This window comes from Couchioplanes caeruleus, from assembly GCF_003751945.1.
Taxonomy (GTDB): Bacteria; Actinomycetota; Actinomycetes; order Mycobacteriales; family Micromonosporaceae; genus Actinoplanes; species Actinoplanes caeruleus.
Genome location: NZ_RJKL01000001.1, coordinates 4,558,280 through 4,580,694, shown reverse-complemented (window position 1 = coordinate 4,580,694; position 22,415 = coordinate 4,558,280). Strand labels below are relative to the sequence as shown.

Sequence of the window (22,415 nt, the reverse complement as noted above, 5' to 3'; positions counted from 1 at the left end):
GTGGGTTTGCCCCCTTACGCACGGCTATGTAAGGGGCATTTCAGCGCCGATGGAAATCATGAACGTCCGCGCCAATCCGCGGCCGTGCTGGTTTAGTCGCGTCCGTGGCGAAACTGTCGCGAACATCCGAGCACCACTGGAGCACCACGTGGGGCTCGGCCACCCACCCGGGTGAGCGCCGATTGGCACCACCCCCGCCTAGAAGACTCAGATCTCGGCGTCTCAGCGGACCCAAGTCCGGCCCGCCTTGGAGACTACCCAGCAAGCCTTGCGCGCGCCGCCACTCGGACCAGTGCAGCGGGCGGTCGACGACGGGGGGCGAGCTAAGGGGTGATCCGGTCGCGTTCGTGTTCTTCAGCGAACCGTCGGCTTGCGCGGTTTCGCCGGCGAGGTCGAGCGCTTTGATGAGTTGCACGACGAGTAGGCCGAGGCGATGGTTCTCCGCCTCGGCGGCCATGTTGCTAGGAGCAGTAAGGCAGGATTGGCCTATGTACCCGGTAACCCTCACCGGCCGCGACGTCACTCTGCGGGAGTTCCGCACCGATGACGTAGCTGCCTCGTTGGCCATCGTCGGCGACGACCAGGTCACCCAGTGGCTCGCCTTCGACAGGCACGACCAGGCCGCCACTCGAGCGATGATCGACGGAGTCGTAAAGCGAGCGCAGGACGACCCGCGTACCGAGTACTATCTCGCCGCCACAGCCCCCGACGACGAGCTGATCGGCTTTGCCCGTCTCGGACTTTCCGGCGTCAAAGCAGCGAAACTAGGCTATGCCATCCGTGCCGACCGCTGGGGCAAGGGCTACGCTACCGACGTAGCTCGGCAAATGGTCACCTTCGCCTTCGAGCAACTGGGCTTGCATCGAGTCTCCGCGGCCATCGGCCCGGGCAATGCCGCCTCCATCGCCGTTGTCCACAAGCTCGGCATGCGATACGAAGGCCGCCTGCGAGACCATGTCCTCACCAAAGGTACCTGGCGAGACTCGCTTCTGTACTCGGTACTCGTACAGGAGTGGACGGCCTGACGCGGGGGCGTCATATCCCTCCACCGTCCGGTTTCACGAACAACTGATCGCCGCACAGCGGGTCTAAGTGCCCGTCTGGAAACCGTTTCAGGGTCGGTGATGGCGTGCCAGGCGGCGGCTCATGATGATGATCATTGACCATTGCACGATCGCGGCGTGATGTTCGGGTAGGCGTTCGTAGTCACGTACGGTGCGTCGGCATCGGCTGATCCAGGACAGAGTCCGTTCCACCACCCAGCGCCGGGGTAGAACGTGGAAGCCGAACTGTCCGGCGAATTTCGCGACGATCGTGACGGTGACGCCGAGTGCGGCGGCGAAGTCGACCAGCGTGCCGCTGTAGCCACTGTCGGCCCAGGTCATCGTCACCTTTCGGCAGACGGTGTGTACGGCCCAGAGCAGGACGCGGCCGGCTTGGCGGTCCTGCACCGAGGCGGCGCTGACCGCGACGACGAGCAGCAGCCCGATGGTGTCCACGGCGATGTGGCGTTTACGGCCGTTGACCCTCTTGCCGGCGTCGTAGCCGCGGCTGGCCCGGGCGACGGTCTCGGCCGCGCGCACCGACTGTGAGTCGATGATGGCTGCGCTCGGCTCGGGTTCGCGGCCGGCTGCGGTGCGGACCTGGTCGCGCAGGGTGTTGTGCAGGCGGTTGACGGTGCCGTCGGTGCTCCAGCGGGCGTGGTAGTCGTAGACGGTCTGCCAGGGCGGGAAATCGGCGGGTAAGGCCCGCCAGACGCAGCCGTTGTGGGCGAGGTAGCGGATCGCGTCGACGATGTCGCGGCGTGAATGCACCGGCCGGCGCCCGCCGCGACGGCTCGGCTGTCCAGCCGGGATCAGCGGGGCGATGACCTGCCATTCCGCGTCGCTGGTGTCCGACGGATAAAGACGGGCACGGTTGCTGGGCAGGTGATCGGCGGACACGACAGAGGCGGTGGATGCGCCGGCGCCACCGACCAGGTAGAAAGTCATACAGGGCCTTGAGGGATCGAGCGTGTTTGGTGTGGTTACCTGCGCTTCTACCTCAAGGCCCTACCCATGTCATTCAGACGCGCCGCACCGCCTACCCATCGACAGACCCAAGTTTCCAGACGGGCACTAAGCGCCGTCTGTCTAGATTGGCGGCATGAGTGCTGAAACGGTTTCCCTGGCGTTGCGTCGCGCGGGGCGGTGGGACGAAGCTCTTGCGTGCGCTGCTCCGGCGGATCGTGCCGAGATCCTGGTGGATCGCCACTGGTGGCAGCTCGACGACCCGGCCGAGGCGCACGAGGCGGTCGCCGAACTCGCGTCATCCGATCCGGTACGGTCCGGCTACCTGGATGCGCAGCTGCGCTACGTTCGCCTGCTGTTCGCCCGCAGCCCGCAGGCCGACGACGCATCGCGCGCCCGCAACGCCTTCGCCGCCGCGACCGCCGATCTGCGCTTAGCCGGTTGGGCGACATTCTGGCTCGGCGTTCTGGCCGAGAACATCGACCGCAAGTCGGACGAAGCCACGGTCGCGTATCACCGCGCCCAGGATAGGGCCGTTGCGCAAGGTGACGCGCTGCTCGAGTCTTACACGGCCCGCCACATCGGGGCTCACCTGCTGAAAGAGCGCCGCGACGAGGGGCTTCGCCTGCTACGCCGCTCCTATCATCTGCGAGCCACGCTCGGAGCCAGACCGCAAACCGCCGCTGCCGCCCTCGCTCTCGCCCTCGAATTGCGCGTCGGTCCGGAAGCCGACCAGTTGCGCGAGACGGCGTCTCTCACCGCCCGTGACCTGCGCTTGACCTGGTTGCTGGATGCCCTCTCGCCCTGCCCGCCTCCCGCGTGATGCCCGCCGGCGCACGCTGTGGTCGGACACTGCGCGTGCACATTCCATCGAATCGGACCAAGACGGCAAAATGTGCGCGTATGAGGTTTCAGCGCCGCGTAGCTGATCAACGACATGCGCCATGCCGCAGACAACGAGGTCAGGCGGTCCGCGTCCCGGACTATAGGACCTGACGGGGTGTCTCGACAGCCCGCGCCGGTGGCTTCGTCGGGAGGGGCACCTGGCTGGGCTGGAGTGCGAAGCTGCACTGAGGAGCAGCGTGCTGGCAGGGCTGACCCGACAGGTGGCCACGCAACGCCATGTAGTGATGCACCCGAGGGCGACCACCGGCTGGGGATCACCCTCGGATGCGCGGAGGGCTCAGGGTATTGGTTGCTCGAGTGTCTTCTTCCAGCCGGCGACGAGAGCGTCGACTCTGGTGCCGTCCAGCGCCTCGGTGTCGTAGTCAATCCAGCCGATGATGCGGTCTCCGCGGTCGTCGAGGTTGAGGACCAGGTCGAAACCGGTGGGCTCAGGCATGTCGAGGTCGAGGATCAGAGTGGCCTCCGGGCCGTCGGGGCCGAGCACCCAGGAGCGCGGGCCCGGCGGCTGGAGGGTAACGATCATCCGAGCCAGGGGTGGACGGCCGGGGACTCGCTGCACGCCAAGCCGGGCCAGAAGCTCGGGCAACGCGGTGCTGTGATGTGCCGCCGCGGCGGCCACCTCGCCGTCCACTTGGCCGACAAGGACGCAGAAGTTCTCTGCCTGGGTCGGCAGGGGCAGCACCAAAGTGTTCAGGAGAAGCCCAACGCAGCTAAGACTCTCGGTGGTCTTGCGTGTGGCGAACGGAACGGCGACGCCTACCTCGCTGGCGTTGAATTGTGCGGTCCAGGCGGCGAGGAGCACGGCAAATGGCGTGGCGTGTGCCCTATCTGCCCAGGAGCGCACCGATGCGACCTGTTCGATGGTCAGGGTGACTGCTTTTCGCCGCAGGCGAGGCTCGCCCCGCAGCTGCTCGTGTGCCGCTCCCCAGTCGAGCGCGGGCGCGGCTGCCAGGTGGCTCAGCCGGGTCTCCCAGTAATCCAGATCCGCTTTGCGGGTCTCGTCGTCGGGCTCGGGCAGCTGCCAGCACTGCACGGCGGGAGTGAGAGCCCGCTCCGGATCTGTGTACAGCGCCGCGAACTCGTCGCAGAGCACGGCGAACGACCAGCCGTCGGCGGAGGCGTGGTGCACACGGAGGAGGAGCCGGTGATGTTCGGGCGCGAGCCGGATGATGTCGACGGTGAGGTTCGCCACCGTGCCGAAGTCGTAGCCCTGGGTCGCCCGATGTCGGCGCAGCGCCGTCATCTCCGGCTCTCCGGCGGCTTCACGGTGCACAATCTCCGGATCCGCCCCTGCAGTGAAATCCTGCTGAAGATAGTGCTCACCGAAGTCGTAGCGGGTCCGCAGGGCCGCATGGCGGTTCGTCAGCGTCCGGACTGCCCGTTCCGCGCGGGCAGCATCGAAGGGTCCCCGCACGTCAAGCTCCACCATCGCCCACTGTGTCTGATTCCCTTCGGCCAGCAGCTGGTCGATGAAGATCTGCTGTTGCATGGCGGAGAGTGGGAGCGGGCCGGCAGGCGGCGACACCGCTTCCCGGTTGATCCGCGGCGCACGGGCGACCACCTCGCGGAACTGCTCCAGCGACGTCGCCGCCATCACCTCATCGATGCGCACCAGCACCCGGAACTCCGAAGCGATCCGGGCTGCGATCCGCGCGGCGGCGAGGGAGTCGACGCCTGCCGCGCGCAGGTCCGCGCCCGAACCGGCGGCGGCGCTGGTGGCGAGACCCAGCTCGGCGCGGCAGATGCTCTCCAGGCCGGCGCCGCCGGCGTCACCGACGTGGGCCGTCTCCAGGAGCTTGGCCCGGTCGATCTTGCCACTCGGCGTGGTGGGCAGGACCCGGACGACCAGGACGCGGCTGGGCACCAGGTGTGCCGGCACCCGGGCGGCTAGCTCCTCGCGGGACGCGCCGCCCCGGTCCGCGCCCAGGCCGCCGGTCACGAAACCGATCAGGCGGCCATGGTCGGCCACCACCGCGGCCTCCCGGACGCCGTCGAGGGCGAGCAGCTCACGCTCCACCTCGGCCGGCTCCACCCGGACGCCGTTGACCTTAACCTGGTCGTCGTCGCGGCCCAGGTAGTGCAGGACGCCGTCGCGTTCCTCGACGACGTCACCGGTGGCGTACATCGAATCCGTACCATCGGGCGTGGAGCGGAACCGCTGCCGGGTCAGATCTTCGCGCCCGATGTATCCGCGCGCCACAGGCGTGCCGGAGACGTGCAGCTCCCCCGGCTGTCCCGGCGGGACAGGCACGCCGTCCGGGCCGAGCACGTGCAGTCCCGCACCGGCGACGCTGGTGCCGATCGGCGGCAGCAACGGCCAGGACGCCGGTTCCGCCGGCAGCCGATATCGGGTCACCACGTGGGTCTCGGTGGGTCCGTACTGGTTGATCAGGTGGCATCCGGAGAGCCGGGCGAAGAGCCGCTTGATCCGGTCGTCGCAGCGCAGCGCCTCACCGGCCGTGATGATCTCGCGGAGCGCCGGTGGCGAATCCGGCAGGTCGTCGGCGAAGAGCGCCAGCGTCTGCAGCGCGACGTACGGCAGAAAAAGCCGGGCGACCCGGTGCCGGACGAGCAGCCCCCAGAGCCGGATCGGATCCCGGCGTTCCTCGTCGTCGAGGCAGAGCAGGCAGCCGCCGGAGGCCAGAGTCGCGAAGATCTCCTGGAACGACACATCGAACGAGATCGGCGCGAACTGGGTGGTCACGTCGCCGGGACCGGCTACCGAGTCGGCGAGCTGCCAGCGGACCAGGCCGGCCAGGGCGCCGTGGGTCTGCATTACGCCCTTGGGCCGACCGGTCGACCCGGACGTGAACATCACATAGCCTAGGTTCTCCGGGCCGATCGCGGGCTCCGGGCCGGCCGTCGTCGGAGGCTCGCCCGGCGCCCACCGTCCGTCCGCGTCGCGCAGGTCGTTGAGCGGAACCAGCTCGCGGTCGCCGAGGATGGGCCCGGCACTGTCGCGGTGCCCCACGATCAGCCGGGCGCCGGCCTGCTCCAGCATGTAGTGCAGCCGGGCGGCCGGATAACCGGTATCCAGCGGCAGGTACGCGCCGCCGGCCCGCAGGATCCCAAGCACCCCGACTACCAGCTCCGGGGAGCGGCGCGCGCACAGCCCGACGACGTCGTCTGGACGCACGCCGCCGCCGCGCAGCCGCTCGGCGACCAGTTCCGCTCCGTCCCAAAGCTGCTGGTAGGTCAGCGCCTCGTCCCGCCAGGCGATCGCCTGCTGCTCGGGCGCCCGGCGCACCTGTGCCCGGACGAGATCGACGACGCTGCCGAATCGCTCAGACATGGCGCTCCATCCGGACGGTGATCCCGGATGCCGGGTCGGCGGAGATCTTCTCGCGCAGGTAGGACAGGACCAATCCGTTGCGGCCGGTGTCCATGTAGCGGAACGTCACCCTCTGGCACCCGTGGTCGGCGGCCAACCGCAAGATCCGGCTCATCACCTCGTCTTCGACGCCCTTGCCGAGCACCGGGCAGGACACCAGGAGCAGGTCGACGACGCATTCGCGGCCGTCGTATCGCAGCCGGACCGCGGCGCCCAAGCCGTAGTCGCCCAGCCGATCCCGCACGTCCGCGAGCAGGATCTCCGTGGACCTGTCGGCGATCGCCTCGCCGAGCGCCTGTTCGGTGTGCGTGCCCCCGAGCGCGAAGTCCTTCGTGCGCAGCAACATCTCCAACACCTCCGGCACGGCTTCCTGGTCCGCGGCGCGCCATTGCACCCGGACGTCCAGCCCCGCGATGTACTCCTCGACGGAGAGTGACCGGGACGGCTGCGCCGCGGCGATCTCCATCCCGCCGTCCTGGTTGTCCACGGCCGGAGGCAGGGAGTCGTACAGACCGGCGGCGGCCACCTGGGCCGGCCACAGATCGGTACTGTCCGCCAGGCGGAGCGCGCGTGATGCCAGCTGCCGAGCAAGCGGTTCGGCCGCGGTCAGCACCACCATCTGCTCGGCGGCCAGGCCCAGGACCGACGCGACGTCCCGAAGCTGCTCCTCCACCGGCCGCTCGTCCAGAACCACGTCGTCGACCAGCTCCATCCAGTCGTCGCTGAGGGCAGACCGGACTGCGGCCCACAGTTCCCCCCGGTCCACGGTGCCGCGCAGGGCGACCCGCGCACCGGTGCGGCGCAGCTCGGTCAGCACCGGCTGGAGCGACTCCGAACCGGCCTCCGTCCCCGCAAGCAGGCTGTCCGCGTCGATCACGATGCCGCTTCGCGGTGGCGCGTATCGCAACCGCAGCAGCCTGGTGATCTGGCCGGCGAGCTCGGCGAAGACGTCGTCGGTATAGGGCACCTTGGCGAACCGGAAGAGCGCCGGGTGGTGGGCGTGCCGGCTGCCCACTGTACGGACCGCGGCCTCGCAGTCGGCCAGGTAGACGTTCGGATGCCCGGACAGCCGCCGGCGCAGCGCCTGCCGGACCGTGGCGGCGACGGCCTCGGCACCGTGCGGCGAGCCGTGGTCGGCCACGCCGTACGGCCGGGTCTCGGGCACGGCGGGCAGGACGAAGACCAGGCAGCTGCGCCACCGTTCGGCGGCGCCGAGCGCGGTGTCGGCCAGGAAGAGCAGGTCCCGGGCGTACGTCTCCGGGTCCGGCGAGCCGGCTAGCGGCGCCCGGCTCCATAGCTCCTCGAAGCGCGGCGCGACGACCAGCACGTCCGGCGCCAGCCGGGCAACCTCGCCGTCGTCGTCAAGGCACTGCTGGACGATCTGGTTGAACGGTCCGACGGTGGGCGCTGCGGTCAGGCCGACGTCATGCAGGCCGACGCCCAGATACGGCACGATCGGGTCCACGGTGTAGCTGGCCAGCATGGCCACCGTAAGCACGGCGGGCTCGCGGCGGACCGCCGGCCAGCGCCGGCGCAGCTCTGCGGTCGTCGTCATCCGGCATCGCCGCGTTCCAGATGCTCCGGCGCTTCCAGGCGGGCACGCAGCCGTTGGAGGAACGTGACGGCGTCGCGGCCGTTGACGATCCGGTGGTCGTAGGCGAGGCCCATGTGCACGACTTGCCGCGCCACCAGATTGCCCGCGCCGTCGAGCGTCGGCTCGGTCAGCACGCCGCCGAGCGACACCATGCAGGTGTGGCCGGGGAACACGATCGGGCGGGCGAATACGACGGCGTCGTCGTTGTTCAGCGAGACCACGATGACGGCGTCGGCGAAATCCTGCTCGGTGAGCGTGTTGCGCAGCCCCTTGATCCGGAAGTCCATCAGGATGTCGACGATCTCGGGAATAGAGCGCTGCCCTGCGTCGCGCACGACCGGGATGAACAGGCCGGTGCCGACGTCCACGGTTACGCCGACGTGCGCGGCGGCGGCCGGTTCGACGTGGGCCTGGTCGACCGCCCTGGCGAAGAAGAGCGGGAACTCCTCGTGCAGGCCGGCCACTGCCTTGATCAGCAGTTCGGGAAGGCCGACCGGCGCGCCGACCCGCTCGGCGAGGGTGGCGGCGGTGCTCAGAGCCCGGCCGACGTCCACCCTCATCAATGTGAACGCCGCGGGGATGGTGCGGTGGGACTCGCTGACCACCGCGCCGATGGCCTGCTGCCGCCGGCTGATCGGCAGGAGGCGGGATTTGTTCGCGGGCAGCTCGCCCTCGATCAGCCGTTCCACGTCGGAGCGCCGGATCAACGACTTGCCGAGGGCACGCAGCCGGTCGGCCGAGATGCCGTGCTCGGCGGCGAACGCCCGGGCCGACTCGGTCATGGTCGGCTCGGCCGCGGTGTTCGACGCGGCCTCTTGCTTTCCGGCTTGTTCCTCACCGGCCAGGTAGCTCTGCCGGTCTGGTTCGCTCGCGAACAGCCGGCCGATGACGTCGCCGGGTCCGCACTCCGCCTTCTCCGGCTTGAGCCGGTGCAGCACGCCCTCGCCCTCGACGATCAGGTCCTGCGTGGCCTTGGACGTCTCGATGACCGCCACGGCGTCACCGGACCCCACCTGCTCACCGTCGTCGAACAGCCATTCGACCAGGATGTAGCTCTCGTCGTTGTTGTTGAACTTGGGTACGACCAGGTCCGTCACGCGCATGCCTCCCGCAACGTGTCGTAGACCGTGTTCTCTTGGACGAGAACGCGGTGTTCCAGGTGAGCGGCGGTCGGAATGATCGAGTCCGCCGAGTTGACCAGCCGGATCGGGTGGCGCAGCATGCCCCAGAGCCGCGAGTAGAGCGACTGCGCGACCTCGCTGCCCCATGTGCCCCCGGCGACGCTCTCCTCGGCCACGATGATGTGCTCGGCCCGGGCCAGGATCGGCAGCAGCGGCTCTACGTCGAACGGGTACAGCCGAGAGGGCACCAGCAGCAGGCCGGGGATCTCCTCCTGCAGGAACAGCGTGCGCATCGCGCCCATGACCCGGTGTGCGAGCCCGCCGGGAGCGATCACGACGTACCGGAAGTCGTCGGGGTCCTCGATGTGGACGCGGGCAACGCTTGGATCGCCAATCAGGTCGTAGCGCAGCACATCGTCGATGTGGCCGTCCGCGTACATGGGCCGGGTATAGAGGATCTTGTCCTCGAAGAAGACGGCCGGCTCGCCGTGGTCCAGCATCCGTCGGAACACCGTGGCGTTGTCGTGGAACGGCGACATCTCGTACAGGGAGAGGTTCGGCACGCCGATGAAGTGCTTCTGCGGGCTCTGACTGTGGGTCGGGCCGTATCCCCGGTTGCCGCCCACCGGGCAGCGCACCACCAGCCGCAGCGGGACGCGTTGGCCGTACATCGACACGGATTTGCTGGCGAAGTTGACGATCTGGTCGAAGCAGAGGGCGATGAAGTCGCCGAACATGACCTCCACGATGGCGCGATCCCCGGCGAGCGCGAGACCGCCGGCGACGCCCATGATCCCGCTCTCGCTGAGCGGGGTGGGCAGCACCCTGTTCGGGTGCTTGTCCGACAGCCCCTTGGTGACCTTGAAGGCGCCGCCGTACGGGTCGGCGATGTCCTCACCGAGCAGGTACAGGTCCGGACAGGCCTCGAACAACGTGTGCAACGCGGCGTTCAGATCCTCGGCTACCCGCATCACTGCTCCCAGGTGGACAGCGGACGGGCGGTGACGTCGGCGACGACCTCGGCGACGCGGCGGCTCTGCACCGCGGAGATCCGGTCGAACTGCTCCGGGAACCGCGCGGCGTAGACAGGGTGCCAGTCGTGCTCCTCGGCCTCGCGGATCAGCTCGGGCGCCCGGTTGTCGTCGCCCTTGCTGTGCGGGCCCAGCCGGTAGGTGTCGAACTCCAGCACGAGCGGACGGTTCTGGTGGCGCGTCTCGGCCACCAGCGGTACCAGATCGGCGCGGATCGCCTCGACGTCGACGCCGGTGATCCGGTGGTGCCGGATCCCGAAGGCGCGCGCCCGGTCCGCGATCGTGCCAGACATCTGCCGCTCGGTCGGCGTGGACTGCGCGATCCGGTTGTTCTCCACCACGACCACCAGGGGCAGGCGCCACAGCTGGGCCATGTTGAGCGCCTCGTACACGGAGCCCTCGCCCCAGGTGCCGTCGCCGATGTACGCCAGCGCCAGCAACGGCTGCCCGCCGCGTTCGAGGTGCATCGCCGTGCCGACCGCGATCGGCAGGCTCTGGCCCTGCACCCCGGTGGACATGTACGTCCCCCGCAGGATGTGCTGGCTGCCGCCGACGCCGTTGCAGATCGCGCCCTCGCGTCCCATGATCTCTGCCAGCAGGCCGGCCGGGTCGTCGTAGCGGGCGAGGTAGTGGCCGTGGCCCCGGTGGTTGCTGAACACGTAGTCGCGCTCGTCCAGCAACGGCCGCAGGACGACCGGGATGTACTCCTGGCCGAGGCAGGTGTGCGTGGTGCCGTTGAGCTTGCCCTGGTCGAACAAGTCGAGCAGGGCCAGTTCGAAGTGCCGGATAAGCAACAGCAGGCCGAGGTCCTCGTCGGCGAGCGGGGATACTCCGCCCGCCGTCACCCCCCGATTCCCGACGATCACGTCCATCAGGCCAGCGCCTCCTCGTCGACACCGGTGCCCTTGTCGGCCAGGGCGCGGCGCACATCACCGACTGACTTGAAGCCGCGGATCTCCTGGGACGAGAAGGAGACGCCGTACGCCGCCTCCAGCGCCACGACCAGCTGGATGTGCCGCAGGCTGGTCCAGTTCTCCAGGGTCGCCGGCGTCGCCTCGTCAACCACGTCGGCGGGGTCGACCTCGAACACGTCCGCCACCACGTCAGCGAGCCGCATCGTGCGCTCCTTCCATGTGCTCACGAAGGCTGCGCGGACGCATGTCGCGCCACACCTCGTCGATGTACGTCAGGCACCGGTCCTTGGTGCCCGAGACCCCGACCTCGTGCCAGCCCGGCGGGGTTTCCTTGAACTCGTGCCAGATCGAGTACTGCTCCTCGTCGTTGCGCACGACCTTGTACATGAGGTCCATCTCAATGCCTTTCCGCTACGTGGATGGGCGGTTCGTCGACCGCTGCCGCCCGCTCGGACGGAGTGGCGTCATGGTCGGGGATCCGGGACTCCACCAGCCGTACTGTCGGAGACAGGGCGCCAGCGACGACCACAAGGACCCCGAGCACTCCGGTGATCACGCAGAGCAGCGCCATGCCCGCACCGGGCCCGGTGCCGACCAGACCACCGAACGTCCCGGCCAGGGAACCGCCGGAGCGCATTGCCGGCTCTAGGAAGTAGTCGGCGAGCGGACCGGCGATGCCGAGTGCGATCGGCACGGCCAGATTCTCGATCAGTTGACGCGCGGCAAACACCCGGCCCTGCAGCTCGGGGCTGACCTTCTCCTGCCAGATCGCCTGCCCGTAGCCGTCGATGAAGGGCACGCAGAGCCAGGCGAAGAACCAGGCGGCCGACCAGACGAACAGCGAGTCACCGACACCGAGCAGCACCCGGCCGAACAGGCCAAAGGCAAGGGCCGCCAGCAGGAGGCGCAACATCTTCTGCCGCGTCGGGCGCAGCACGCCGAGCAGGGCCCCCCCGAGCACCCCGCCGATCGCGCCGACCGACAGCACGACGCCGACCTGGGCCTCGGCGTTGCCGGTGCGGGCCATCACCATCGGGGTCAGCAGTACCCAGCCCATAGCGGCGAACAGGCCGACGGCGAACAGGATGCCCTGCAGCCCGAGCAGGCCGGGGCGGCGCAGGATGTAGGCGAAGCCCAACACCGAGTCGCGCCACATGCTCGGCGTCTCCTCGTGCTCGCTGACCGGGCGCGGCGGGATCCGTACCATGAAGACCGTGACCACGGCGAGCGCGTACGAGATCGCGTCCACCAGGAGGACGACCTCGATGTTCGTCGCCGCCAGCAGGGCACCCGCGGCGGCCGGGGCGAAGATGGCGGGGACCGAGCGGGCCAGCGACAGCATCGCGTTCGCCCGCGGATAGTGGTCCTTCTCCATCATCAGCGAGATCGTCGCCGAGTACGCCGGTAGCTGGAACGCGAGCAGCGCACCGGTCACCACGTTGACCACGTACAGGTGCCAGACGGAGACCGACCCGGTCAGGTACAGGGCCAGTAGCAGCGCGGTCACGATCGCCGAACCCGCGTCGCTGAGCAGGATCGTCAACCGGCGGCTCCACCGGTCAATCAAGGAACCAGCGATGGGGCTGAACACCACCGTGGCCGCGAACGCGAAGAAGGTCATGAGCGCCAGGTCGGAGGCGTGGCCGGTCGCCTGCCAGATCCAGATGCTCAGGGCGAAGTTCGTCATCCGCGTACCGAGTGTGGACAGCACCTGGCCGACCCACAGAACGGAGAACGCGGCCATGCCGGATGGCTGACGCCATTTCATACGACCTGCTCCTTTTGATCGATTGCAACGGGCTGTCCGCCCCGAACCGGGTCCGTCTCGTTGTCGGCCGTTCCAAGAACCGTCCGGAGTCGATCGAGCAGCTCGCCGAGCAGCCACTCAGCAGTAGATCCACGATGGACGGCCAGACTGAAGTTGAGGTCGATTCGCAGCCGCCGGTTCACCAGCGCCGGCACGACGTCGATCAGGTAGGGCCACCTGCCGTTGTCGTCCTGCGGCGACCCGAAGTCACTCTCCGGGACGGAGAACAGCTCGGACCCGTCCGGCATGCCGGCGAAGCTGAAGTCCCCCATGAAGTTGAAGGTCACCTGGGGCGGGGGCAGGGCCGCCAGCCGGTCGCTCGGGGCGGCGCCTGCCTGGCCGTAGCGGAGCAGCCCATACCCGATACCGTTCTCCGGCACCCGCTCCAGTTGTCGGCCCACCTCGGCGAGCCGTGCGTCGCCGAGGCCCGTACCCGGCACGCTCAGCCGAAGGGGGTAGTACACCTGGAACCAGCCGACGGTCCGGGTGAGGTCGACCCCGTCGAACAGATCCGCCCGCCCGTGGCCGGCGACGGCCATCGTGCACTCCCGGCCGCCGGTCCAGTCGGTGAGCACGGTCGCCAGGACCGCAACCATGAGGTCGCTCAGCTTGCTGCCGCGCGCCCGGGCGACGCGGCGCAACGCGTCTGTCTCGGCCTTGCTCAGCGCTCCCTGGAGAGTTCGGATGCTGCCGAAGGTGGGTTGTCCGCCGGGATGATCAACCGGGATTCCGGTGCCGGCCCCGCTCTGTTCCACCCAGAACGGCAGTTCGTCACGCAGCCGTCCGGACTGCGCGTACTCGTCCAGACGTCGCGCCCAGTCCCGGTACGAGGTCGTCTTGGCGGGCAGCCGGGCCGGCCGGCCGGCCGCCAGTTGCCGGCAGATCGTCTGAAGGTCGTCGAGCAGGACACCACGGGACATGGCGTCCACCACAAGGTGGTGGTTGACGAGGAGCAGCCTGTCCGGCTCGTCCGGGCCGAGCCGGAAGTGCACCGCCCGCACCGCTGGGCCGTCGGTGAGATTCAGTCCGGCCTGTTCCCGTGCGGCGATCGCGACCAGCTGGGCGTCCCGGTCCGGCCCGGCCGGTCCGGTCAGGTCGTGGCTGGTGAACGGCACGGTGCCGACGGCGCCGAACTCCTGCCGCCAGCTGTCGCCGTCTCGGGCGAACCGCGCGCGCAGTGCGTCGTGGTGGCCCGCCAGCTGGATAAGCGCCGCCCGCAGGTGCTCCGGCTCGACCGGTTCTCGCAGGGACAGGTAGTACGGGTGGTTGAAATGACCCGGGTGCGTCAGCGTCGGGGCGATCTCGTCGAGGAACCAGCGCTGGGGCGGAGTCAGCGGCACCGCGCCGACGACCGGGCCCTGCTCCGCCGGCTGGTACTCGGCGTTCTCCGTGCCCGGTGCGCCGGAGGCGAGCGCGGCGATGGTGGGATTCGCCATCAGCTGACGCGGCGCGATCGCGATGCCATGCCGGTTGGCCTGGGAGACCACCTGGATCGCGACCATGGAGTCGCCGCCGAGATCGAAGAAGCCGTCTTCGACGCCGACCCGGTCGGCGTGCAGCAGCTGCGCCCAGACCTCGGCCAGGATCCGTTCCGCTTCGGTGCGCGGCGCCACATACCGGGTGCCGGCGACCTTGGGGGCACCGGCCGACCGCAGGGTCACCCGCGCGTCGGCCAGTTCAGCGCTGACCCCGGCCACCATCGCCAGCGACAGCCGACACTCGCCGCGCTCCAGTTCGTCCGCGGGCGGATCGAAGATCCAGTTGTGGTCGGCGAAGCCGCTCCCCGTATCGTCTGGCAGCGTCAGAACATACGCCTCCGGCCAGCGCTGGCGCGCCTCGTCGGCGGTCCGGCCGTCGATCGCGAGTACCGCGGTTGATGCCAGGCCGGAAGACTCCACGCCGTCCGGATCGAACACGATGTCCCGGCCATAGCGGCGCTGCCGGTGCAGGAATCGCCGCAGCCAGCCGACGGCCGCCTCAGCACCCGCCTCCACGACAATCGTGCGCAGGGCCGGCCCGTGCCACCGGCACACCTCCCGGGCGATGACGGTCCCCAGCGCGGCAAAGAACTCCGGGGTGTACGGGATGTGCCCCAGCTCGTCCGCGCGGGGATCGCCCACGTCGGTCACGCCATACCGCTCAGCGAGCTCGTCCAGGCGCAAGACGCGGCTGCCGGGATGCCGGGCGGTGAGCCGGTCCAGCCGGTCGGTCAGCCCGGTGAGCAGCCCGGACCACGGCGGCCGCCGGTACCTCTCGGAGGCCGGGCAGACGCCGATCAGCAGTGGCGCCGCAGAGCGGGCCCGGAACACCTCCACGGCGGCAACCAGGTCGTATAGCGCCCGTTCCAGCACCGACACGGCGGCCGCCTGCGGCAGAGCCTCCTGGAAGCGCAGCCAGTCCTCCCAGCGCAGCAGCACCACGTCGAGGCCATCGTTCGTCGCGCCGAGGACTCCGTCGGAGTCCAGCAGCTGCTGGAAGACCTGGGCATACGGACCAAAGCGCACCTCGACCGGCATGTCCAGCTCTCCGAGGCAGTGCTGGAGCGCCCCCTGCAGCGGGTCGGCGGTGAACGAGGCGGCGACCGCGACCGGTACCGGCGGTCCCTGCGACACGTCGGTCCGCGCCTGCGCCGGCCGGTGATCCGGCACGACGAAGGACGACCCAAGGTCGAGTTCGGACAGCGGTTGGTCCGGCTCGGCCAGGCCCGTGGTGACCAGCGCCTCCAAGGCGGCCAGGAGTCGTCGCGCCGTCTCCGGGTCGTACAGGTCGGTGCGGTAGTCGAGCGTCATGTGCAGGTCGCCACCCTGCCAGTACAAGGTCAGGAACAGGTCAAAGTCGGTGCCGGCGGACGGCACGTCCAAGGACCGCAGCGGGCGCCCGGCCAGGACCGGCACGCTCTCCGGCAGGTCGACGAAGTTGAACAGGCACTGGAAGACCGGGTGGTACGCCGGGTCGCGCGGCGGCTGGACGGCCTCCACGATCGAGGCGAACGGCAGCTCCTGATGGGCGTACGCGTCCACCACCGTCGCGTGCACCCGGCGGATCAGCTCCCGGAACGTCGGCTCGCCGGTCAGCTGTAGCCGCAGCGGCAGGATGTCGGCGAAGTAGCCGATCAGGCCCTCCAGCTCGGGCCGGTGCCGGGCCGCGATCGGCGAGCCGAGCACCATGTCGTCCTGGTCGCTGTAGCGCTGGAGCAGCCCGGCGAAACCCGCGAGCAGCGTGCTGAACAGGGTGGCCGACTCGCCGCTCGCGAGATCTCGCAGGGCCGGGCCGAGGCCCGGGGCGAAGGCGTGCCCTGCCCGGCCCGCGTGATCCGAGCGCACGGCCGGGCGCGGCCGGTCGGTCGGCAGCGCGAGCAGCGGCGGAGCGTCGGCGAGCCGGGACCGCCAGTAGGCGACGTGCGGCTCCGCCGCGGCGTTGCCGAGCCAGGCCCGTTGCCAGGCCGCGAAGTCGGCGAACTGCACCGGCAGGGGCGGCAGCCCGGCCGGGCTCGCCCCGGTCAGCTCCTCGTACAGCGCGGCAAGCTCCCGCAGGAAGATGTCCCACGACCAGTTGTCCGAGACGATGTGGTGGATCGTCACCAGCAGGTGGTATTCGTCCGGCTCGAGGATCAACGCCTGGACCCGCAGCAGGGGGCCCCGGGCCAGGTCGAAGTGGTGGTCGGCATGCCGCAGCAGTAGTTCCCGGGCGGAGTTGGCCCGCTCGGCCGCCGGCACGCCGGTGAGGTCCACCTCGGGCAGCCAGCAGTCCAGGTGGTCGTGCACTTCCAGATACGGCACCCCGTCCACGTCCCGGAAGGTGGTACGAAGGATCTCGTGCCGCTCGACCAGGCGGGCCACGGCAGTCCGCAGCGCCGCCAGGTCCAGCGGCCCGGACAGCGCCGCCGCGAAGGTGATGTTGTGCCGACCGGGGTCATCACCGATCTGGGCCGCGGTCCACAGCCGCTGCTGCGTCGATGACGGCACCAGATCGCCGTTGCGCGGCACGACCGGGATCGGATCGTCGCTGTGGCCCTGCTCGGCGAGAATCGCGGCGAGCCGTTCGACGGTCGGTCCGGCGAAGAAAGCGTGCAGAGGAACAGCCGTGCCGAACTCGGCATGGACCCGGGACAGCAGCCGCGTGGCCAGCAGCGAGTGCCCACCCAGCGCGAAGAAGTCGCTGTGCGCCCCGATCTCGTGGTCCGGCAGCAGCTCGCGCCACAGCCCGGCCAGCCGCTCCTCGGTACGGGTCCGGGGCGCGACCAGGGGACCGTCGGTGGCCGGTCCGGCCGGTTCGGCCGGCCGGGACCGCTCGGCGATGACCTCCGCATCGGTGAGCTGGGTGGCCAGGTACGCGACCCGCGCCGAATCCGGCCTGGCCGCCGTCGGGCCCGGTTCGGCCGGCGGGTCCAGGAGCCAGACGTGGTCCAGGTAGCGGGCCAGGCGCCGGCTCGGCACGGGCACCGTCAGCGCCACCGCGCCTGGGAACCGGGCGAGTGTCGTGGCGCAAGCGCGCGGGTCGGTGGAGAGCACTACGCAGCCAGCGGGTTCGATTTCCGTCAGCTTGGCGGGGTCGCCCACCATGACACGGCGGCCGTACCGCTCCTGCTGAAGGATGAATCGTCGGACCACCGCCGCAACCTCCGGGTCGGAGCCGTCGCCCGGACCGGCCGGGTCGAGCACGACGGTGTGCACCGGCGCCGTCCATCGGCCGGCCAGGCGGCGGACCACCTGGGTGCCGAGCACCGCGAAGAACGACGTCGAGTACGGCACGTGACCGAGCGCGTCGGCCTGTGCGTCGTGCACCTGACCGGCCGGATAACGCTGGGTCCATCTGTCCGGCAGCATCGCCGTGACGCCGAGCTCGCGGCACAGGCGGCTCAGCCGGTCGTCGAGTTGGGCGAACAACGCAGTCCACGGATGCCGCTCGTACGCCTCGGACGGCGGGCATACGCCGACGATGAGCGGCGCATCCGACCGGTCCCGGTACGTCCGGAGACCCGCCGCGAGGTCGGTCGCCGCCCGGTCGAGCACGGTGGCCGCCTCGGCAGTCGGCATCTTGTCGTGGTGCCGGAGCCAGTCCTCCCATCGCAACAGGCAGACCGTGGCGTCGTCGTCGCCGCTGGCGAGCAGGTGGGGAACGACCTGGCCGTACGGCGCGATCCGCAGGTCGACGGGCATCCGGAGGAAGCGCAGCCAGAAGTCGGCCGGCTCCCGTACCGGGTCCGCGGTAAACGAAGCGGCGATGCTCACTCGGCGTCGGCGCAGGCTCCCGACCCGGCTGAGCGGCCGGTCCGGATGGGTGGCGAACTCGTCCAGGGCGGACCGTAGGCAGTCGACCAGGCCATCGACCGTGCCAGGCAGATAGAGGTCGGCATCGTACGAGGCGAGACCCTCCAGCGCACCGTCCCGGCGGGTGAGCGTGAAGAACAGGTCGAAGTCGGTCAGCCCGTTGTCGACGTTCTCCAGCGTGAACGTCACCGGGCCTGCCTGACGCGGCTCCTCCGAGATGCCGGCAACGCTGAACATGGTCTGGAACAGCGGGTTGACGGCGGGATCCCGCGGCGGCGCGACCTCCTCGACCACCCGGGTGTACGGGGCGTCCTGGTGGGCGTACGCGTCGGCGATCGCGCGATGCGCCCGTTCGGCGACTACTCGCAGAGCCGGGTCGCCGGAGAGGTCCAGGCGCAGGACCAGGGTATTGGCGAAGCAGCCGATCAGCGGCTCGAGGCCGGCCCGCATGCGTCCGCCGACCGGCGTGCCGATCAGCAGCTCATCCTGCCCGGTGGCCTGGCGAAGCACGGCGGCGAAGGCGGCGAGCGCCGCGGCGTTGAGGGTCACTCCGGCCTGCCGGGCGAACGTCTCGACCCGGCCGGTCAGCTCCGCGTCGAGCCGGAACGGCCGCTGGGCGCCCCTGTTTCGCCGCACCGCCTGCCGCGGCCGGTCGGTCGGGAGGGTGGAGAGCAGCGGCGCCCCGGTCAGCCGGCGTTTCCAGTGCGCCAGATGCCCGGCCATCGCCGGCCCGTCGAGCAGGTCGCGTTCCTCTGCTGCCCACTCGGTGAACTGCACAGGGAGGGCTGGCACCTGTGCCGGGACGCCGGTGACCGCTGCCTTGTAGTGCGCAGCCAGCTCGTCGACAAAGACCGAGGTGGACCAGCCGTCAAAGACGATGTGGTGAACCGCGACGAGCAGCAGGTGGTCGGCGCCGAGCACGAGTAGCCGGACACTCAGCAGCGGCCCGTCGGCGAGCGCGAATCGCTGCCGGGCGTGCTCGGCGGCCAGCCGGGAGGATTCCGCGGCCCGCTCCGGCGAAGGCAGATGGCCGAGGTCGGTGACCGGCACCGGCATCTCGAGTACCGCGCGCACCACCTGGCCAGGCCGGCCCTCGGTCACCGGGAAGGCGGTCCGCAGCGCCGCGTGCCGCCTGACTACGTCCCGGATTGCCCGCTTCAGCGCCTCCCGGTCGAGGGATCCGGTGATGCGCAGCGCGAACGGGATGTTGTACGCCGGGTTGCCCGGGTCGAGCTGATCGAGGAACCAGAGCCGTTCCTGGGCGTGGGACAGCGGAAACGTCCGGTCGCCGGCGGGCTGGGGTTCTCGCTGACGCAGCCGACGCAGCAGGGAGGTCCGCTGTGCCGGGGTGAGTTGGGCGAGCTGTTCGCCGAGGCTTGCGGTCATGACGGACGGGACTCCTCACTGCCGCGGAGCAGGTCCAGCTCGGCCTGAAGTTCGTCGGGGGCAACCATCTCCAGCTCGGCCAGCAGCTCGCTCAGGTCCACCGCGGCGGCGGCCTGTATCCGGTCCACCTCGGCGGCGAGCAGGGCGATGGTTGGCATCTCGAAGACGGCCGCCGGGGCGAGCTGGACGCCCAACTCGTCATGGATCCGGGCCACGATCTGGGTGACCAGCAGCGAGTGGCCGCCGAGCTCGAAGAAGTCGTCGTGCGGTCCGACGCCGGGGATGCCGAGCAGCCGCTGCCAGATCTCGGTGATCCGGACCAGCGTCTCCTGGGCATCGGCCGTGGCGGGTGCGGCCACGGGCGCAACGTCGGCCGCGGTCGCGACGGGCGGCGCCGAGGGCAGGTCGACCCAGTGCCGTTGCCGGGCGAACGGATAGCCGGGCAGCGAGATCCGGCGGCGCCCGGGGGCGAGGGCGTCGGCGTTGAGGGTGACACCGGACGTCCACAGCCGGCCGGCCGCGGCGGCCAGCGCGGCGGTGTCGGCGCGCTGCTCGGTGACCCGCGGCAACGAATTCACCGCTGTATGCCCGCTGGCGCCCAGATCGTGCCGGCGTGCCAGACCGGTCAGGGTGGCGCCCGGCCCGACCTCCAGCAGGACCTGCTCCGGCGTGCCGAGCAGGGCGCGTACGCCTTCGCTGAACTGTACCGGCTGCCGCAGCTGGCGGGCCCAGTACCGGGGTTCGGTCGCCTGGTCGGCGGTGATCGGCGCGCCGGTGACGTTGGAGACAAAGGGAATCCGCGGAGGTCGCAGCCGTACCGTCGACACCAGGTCGGCGAACTCGTCGAGGATCGGATCCATCATGGGCGAGTGGAACGCGTGTGAGGTGTGCAGCCGCCGGTGTGCCAGGCCCATCCGGGTTAGCTCCGCCTCGGCTCGTTCGATGTCGGCCACCGGACCGGAGAGGACGCTGAGGTCCGGACCGTTGCTCACCGACAGGGCAAGTTCCCCGCCGAGGGCGTCGGCGAGCGCGGCGGCTTCTTCGGCGGAGAGGGCGACCGAAAGCATGGCGCCGGCGGGCATCCTTTGCATCAGTCGGCCCCGCGCCGTCACCAGCCGCAACGCCTCGGGCAGGTCCATGGTGGAGGCGAGGCAGGCGGCCACGTATTCGCCGACGCTGTGCCCCAGCATCGCCCGCGGCGTGATGCCCCACCCCAGCCAGAGCCGGGCCAGCGCGTACTCGACGGCGAACAGCGCGGGCTGGGTCCAGCAGGTCTGTGCCAGCCGATCGCCGGCGCCGGTGTCCCGGTCGCGCAGCACGTCGCGGAGGTCGGCGTCGAGGTGCGGGCGCAGGAGCTCCGCGCACTCGTCGAGATGGCGCCGGAACGCCGGCTCGTGGTCGTAGAGGCCGGTCGCCATCCCGGGGTACTGCGAGCCCTGGCCGGGGAAGAGGAACACCACGTCGCGCCCGTCGGTTTGCGCCACGCCGGCGGCTGCCGGCGCGCCGGCACGCAGCCGCTGAGCCGCCTCCGCCGGGTCGGCGGCCACCACGGCCATTCGGTACGGGAACGGGCGACGGCCCGCCATCAGCGTGTACGCGACGTCGCCCAGCGCAATGTCAGGCTGCGCGCCGAGGTGGCGGCTCAGCCGGTCCGCCGCCTCGGCCAGCGCCGCCTCGGTCTGGGCCGACAGGAGCAGCACCTCGTGCGGCCGGGTGGGCTCGGCGGGCACCGGAGCGGGCGGTTGTTCGAGCACCACATGGGCGTTGGTTCCCCCCATGCTGAACGAGCTGACGCCGGCGCGCCGCGGGTGATCGTTCTGTCGCCACGGCCGCGGCTCGGTGGGAACGTGGAACGGCGTGGAGCCGAGGTCCAGCTCCGGGTTCGGCGCGGTGAAGTACGGGCTGGGCGGCAGCAGTCCCTCCCGGACGGCGAGCACGGCCTTCACGAAGCCGGCCACGCCCGCCGCCGCATCCAGGTGACCGATGACGGTCTTGACCGAGCCGAGCGCGCACCATCCGGTCCCGTCCGGCGCGCCCGCGCGGAAGGCCTGGCTCAGCGCGGCGACCTCGATGGGATCGCCGAGCGGGGTGCCGGTGCCGTGCGCCTCGACATACCCGATGGTGGCCGGGTCGACGTCAGCCACCTCGTGTGCGGCGCGCACCACGGCGGCCTGGCCGTCGATCCCCGGCGCGGTGAAGCCGATCCGGCCGCGGCCGTCGTTGTTGATCGCACTGCCCCGAATGACGGCGTGCACCGTGTCGCCGTCTCGGAGCGCGTCAGCGAGCGGCTTGAGCACCACGACGCCGACGCCGTTGCCGCCGACCGTGCCCTGCGCCTCGGCGTCGAAGGCCCGGCAGTGGCCGTCCGGAGAGAGGATTCCGCCCTCCTGGTACCGGTAGCCGCCGGTCTGCGGCAGCCGGATCGAGACACCACCGGCGAGGGCGATGTCGCAGTCGCGGCTAACCAGCGCCTGTGCCGCCAGGTGGATGGCGACCAGCGACGTCGAGCAGCCGGTCTGCACGGTCACCGCCGGGCCACGCAGGTCCATGTGATACGCGACGCGGGTAGCGAGGGTGTCCTTGTCGTTGCTCAGGACCAGCTCGTGCTCGCTGAGCTCGGCGGTAAGCTGCTCGTCGGCGAGCAGATGTCGCAGCAGGTAGGTACTCAGGCTTGCCCCGGCGTAGACCCCGACCAGGGCGTCATCGGGCTCTCCGCCGTAGCCGGCGTCCTCCAAGGCGTGCCATGCGCACTCCAGGAACACCCGTTGTTGTGGGTCGAGCACGGCGGCGTCTCGGGGCGTGTAGCCGAAGAAGCTCGCGTCGAAGAGTTCGGCGCCGTCCATGGCGCCTCCCACCGGCACGTGATCCGGCCGCCGTCGCTCAGTCTCGTCGACGCCGGCCGCGGTCAGCTCCTCGGTGGAGAACCTCCGGATCGAGTCTGTGCCGGTGCGGATCAGCCGCCAGTAGTCGTCGATGCTCTCGGCACCCGCGAAGCGACCGGCCATGCCGATGACCGCTATCTCCAGTCCGCTCCAGTCGCTCATCT

13 protein-coding genes are annotated in these 22,415 nt (G+C 70.3%); 2 read left to right on the top strand and 11 right to left on the bottom strand.

Annotated elements, in window-relative coordinates:
- The first annotated feature begins 488 nt into the window (after positions 1 to 488).
- Positions 489 to 1,025, top strand: coding sequence for a GNAT family N-acetyltransferase (locus EDD30_RS20455; protein WP_071807968.1), 537 nt, complete (start codon positions 489 to 491; stop codon positions 1,023 to 1,025).
- A gap of 87 nt (positions 1,026 to 1,112) precedes the next feature.
- On the opposite strand, the gene EDD30_RS20450 is transcribed toward EDD30_RS20455, so the two are convergent.
- Positions 1,113 to 1,991, bottom strand: coding sequence for an IS5 family transposase (locus EDD30_RS20450; RefSeq protein WP_244945116.1), 879 nt, complete (start codon positions 1,989 to 1,991; stop codon positions 1,113 to 1,115).
- A gap of 154 nt (positions 1,992 to 2,145) precedes the next feature.
- Between EDD30_RS20450 and EDD30_RS20445 the strand changes: the two genes are divergently transcribed.
- Positions 2,146 to 2,832, top strand: a complete 687-nt coding sequence (locus tag EDD30_RS20445) for a hypothetical protein (RefSeq protein WP_143162544.1) — start codon at positions 2,146 to 2,148, stop codon at positions 2,830 to 2,832.
- A 360-nt stretch (positions 2,833 to 3,192) separates the two neighbouring features.
- Here the strand turns inward: EDD30_RS20445 and EDD30_RS20440 are convergent, their stop codons facing one another.
- Genes EDD30_RS20440 through EDD30_RS20395 form a run of 10 tightly spaced genes read right to left on the bottom strand, consistent with a single transcriptional unit; the run spans position 3,193 to position 22,413 of the window.
- A complete protein-coding gene (locus EDD30_RS20440) occupies positions 3,193 to 6,207 on the bottom strand; it encodes a non-ribosomal peptide synthetase (RefSeq protein WP_071803102.1) in 3,015 nt (1,004 codons plus the stop codon).
- Complete coding sequence (locus EDD30_RS20435) at positions 6,200 to 7,801, bottom strand: hypothetical protein (protein WP_071803103.1); 1,602 nt, start codon at positions 7,799 to 7,801, stop codon at positions 6,200 to 6,202. The genes EDD30_RS20440 and EDD30_RS20435 overlap by 8 nt, the downstream gene beginning before the upstream one ends.
- On the bottom strand, positions 7,798 to 8,937 hold the full coding sequence (locus tag EDD30_RS20430) for a 2-oxo acid dehydrogenase subunit E2 (RefSeq protein WP_170047103.1): 1,140 nt from the start codon (positions 8,935 to 8,937) through the stop codon (positions 7,798 to 7,800). Before EDD30_RS20430 ends, EDD30_RS20435 begins: the two co-directional genes overlap by 4 nt.
- On the bottom strand, positions 8,934 to 9,932 hold the full coding sequence (locus EDD30_RS20425) for an alpha-ketoacid dehydrogenase subunit beta (RefSeq protein ID WP_071803105.1): 999 nt from the start codon (positions 9,930 to 9,932) through the stop codon (positions 8,934 to 8,936). The genes EDD30_RS20430 and EDD30_RS20425 overlap by 4 nt, the downstream gene beginning before the upstream one ends.
- On the bottom strand, positions 9,932 to 10,864 hold the full coding sequence (locus EDD30_RS20420; protein WP_071803106.1) for a thiamine pyrophosphate-dependent dehydrogenase E1 component subunit alpha: 933 nt from the start codon (positions 10,862 to 10,864) through the stop codon (positions 9,932 to 9,934). Before EDD30_RS20420 ends, EDD30_RS20425 begins: the two co-directional genes overlap by 1 nt.
- Complete coding sequence (locus EDD30_RS20415; protein ID WP_071803107.1) at positions 10,864 to 11,109, bottom strand: acyl carrier protein; 246 nt, start codon at positions 11,107 to 11,109, stop codon at positions 10,864 to 10,866. Before EDD30_RS20415 ends, EDD30_RS20420 begins: the two co-directional genes overlap by 1 nt.
- Positions 11,096 to 11,302, bottom strand: coding sequence for an MbtH family protein (locus tag EDD30_RS20410; RefSeq protein ID WP_071803108.1), 207 nt, complete (start codon positions 11,300 to 11,302; stop codon positions 11,096 to 11,098). Before EDD30_RS20410 ends, EDD30_RS20415 begins: the two co-directional genes overlap by 14 nt.
- A gap of 1 nt (position 11,303) precedes the next feature.
- Positions 11,304 to 12,650, bottom strand: coding sequence for an MFS transporter (locus EDD30_RS20405; protein ID WP_425321279.1), 1,347 nt, complete (start codon positions 12,648 to 12,650; stop codon positions 11,304 to 11,306).
- Between the two features lie 20 nt (positions 12,651 to 12,670).
- Positions 12,671 to 19,369, bottom strand: a complete 6,699-nt coding sequence (locus EDD30_RS20400) for a condensation domain-containing protein (RefSeq protein ID WP_071803110.1) — start codon at positions 19,367 to 19,369, stop codon at positions 12,671 to 12,673.
- The gene (locus EDD30_RS20395) at positions 19,366 to 22,413 is read right to left on the bottom strand and encodes a type I polyketide synthase (RefSeq protein WP_071803111.1); all 3,048 of its coding nucleotides are present in this window, start codon (positions 22,411 to 22,413) and stop codon (positions 19,366 to 19,368) included. Before EDD30_RS20395 ends, EDD30_RS20400 begins: the two co-directional genes overlap by 4 nt.
- Positions 22,414 to 22,415 lie beyond the last annotated feature (2 nt).

Coding starts and splice junctions, on each gene's coding strand:
- EDD30_RS20435 (WP_071803103.1), bottom strand. CDS start 7,801: ATGACGACGACCGCAGAGCTGCGCCGGCGCTGGCCGGCGGTCCGCCGC.
- EDD30_RS20410 (WP_071803108.1), bottom strand. CDS start 11,302: ATGGACCTCATGTACAAGGTCGTGCGCAACGACGAGGAGCAGTACTCG.
- EDD30_RS20415 (WP_071803107.1), bottom strand. CDS start 11,109: ATGCGGCTCGCTGACGTGGTGGCGGACGTGTTCGAGGTCGACCCCGCC.
- EDD30_RS20425 (WP_071803105.1), bottom strand. CDS start 9,932: ATGCGGGTAGCCGAGGATCTGAACGCCGCGTTGCACACGTTGTTCGAG.
- EDD30_RS20455 (WP_071807968.1), top strand. CDS start 489: ATGTACCCGGTAACCCTCACCGGCCGCGACGTCACTCTGCGGGAGTTC.
- EDD30_RS20395 (WP_071803111.1), bottom strand. CDS start 22,413: ATGAGCGACTGGAGCGGACTGGAGATAGCGGTCATCGGCATGGCCGGT.
- EDD30_RS20420 (WP_071803106.1), bottom strand. CDS start 10,864: ATGGACGTGATCGTCGGGAATCGGGGGGTGACGGCGGGCGGAGTATCC.
- EDD30_RS20450 (WP_244945116.1), bottom strand. CDS start 1,991: ATGACTTTCTACCTGGTCGGTGGCGCCGGCGCATCCACCGCCTCTGTC.
- EDD30_RS20440 (WP_071803102.1), bottom strand. CDS start 6,207: ATGTCTGAGCGATTCGGCAGCGTCGTCGATCTCGTCCGGGCACAGGTG.
- EDD30_RS20405 (WP_425321279.1), bottom strand. CDS start 12,650: ATGGCCGCGTTCTCCGTTCTGTGGGTCGGCCAGGTGCTGTCCACACTC.
- EDD30_RS20445 (WP_143162544.1), top strand. CDS start 2,146: ATGAGTGCTGAAACGGTTTCCCTGGCGTTGCGTCGCGCGGGGCGGTGG.
- EDD30_RS20400 (WP_071803110.1), bottom strand. CDS start 19,369: ATGACCGCAAGCCTCGGCGAACAGCTCGCCCAACTCACCCCGGCACAG.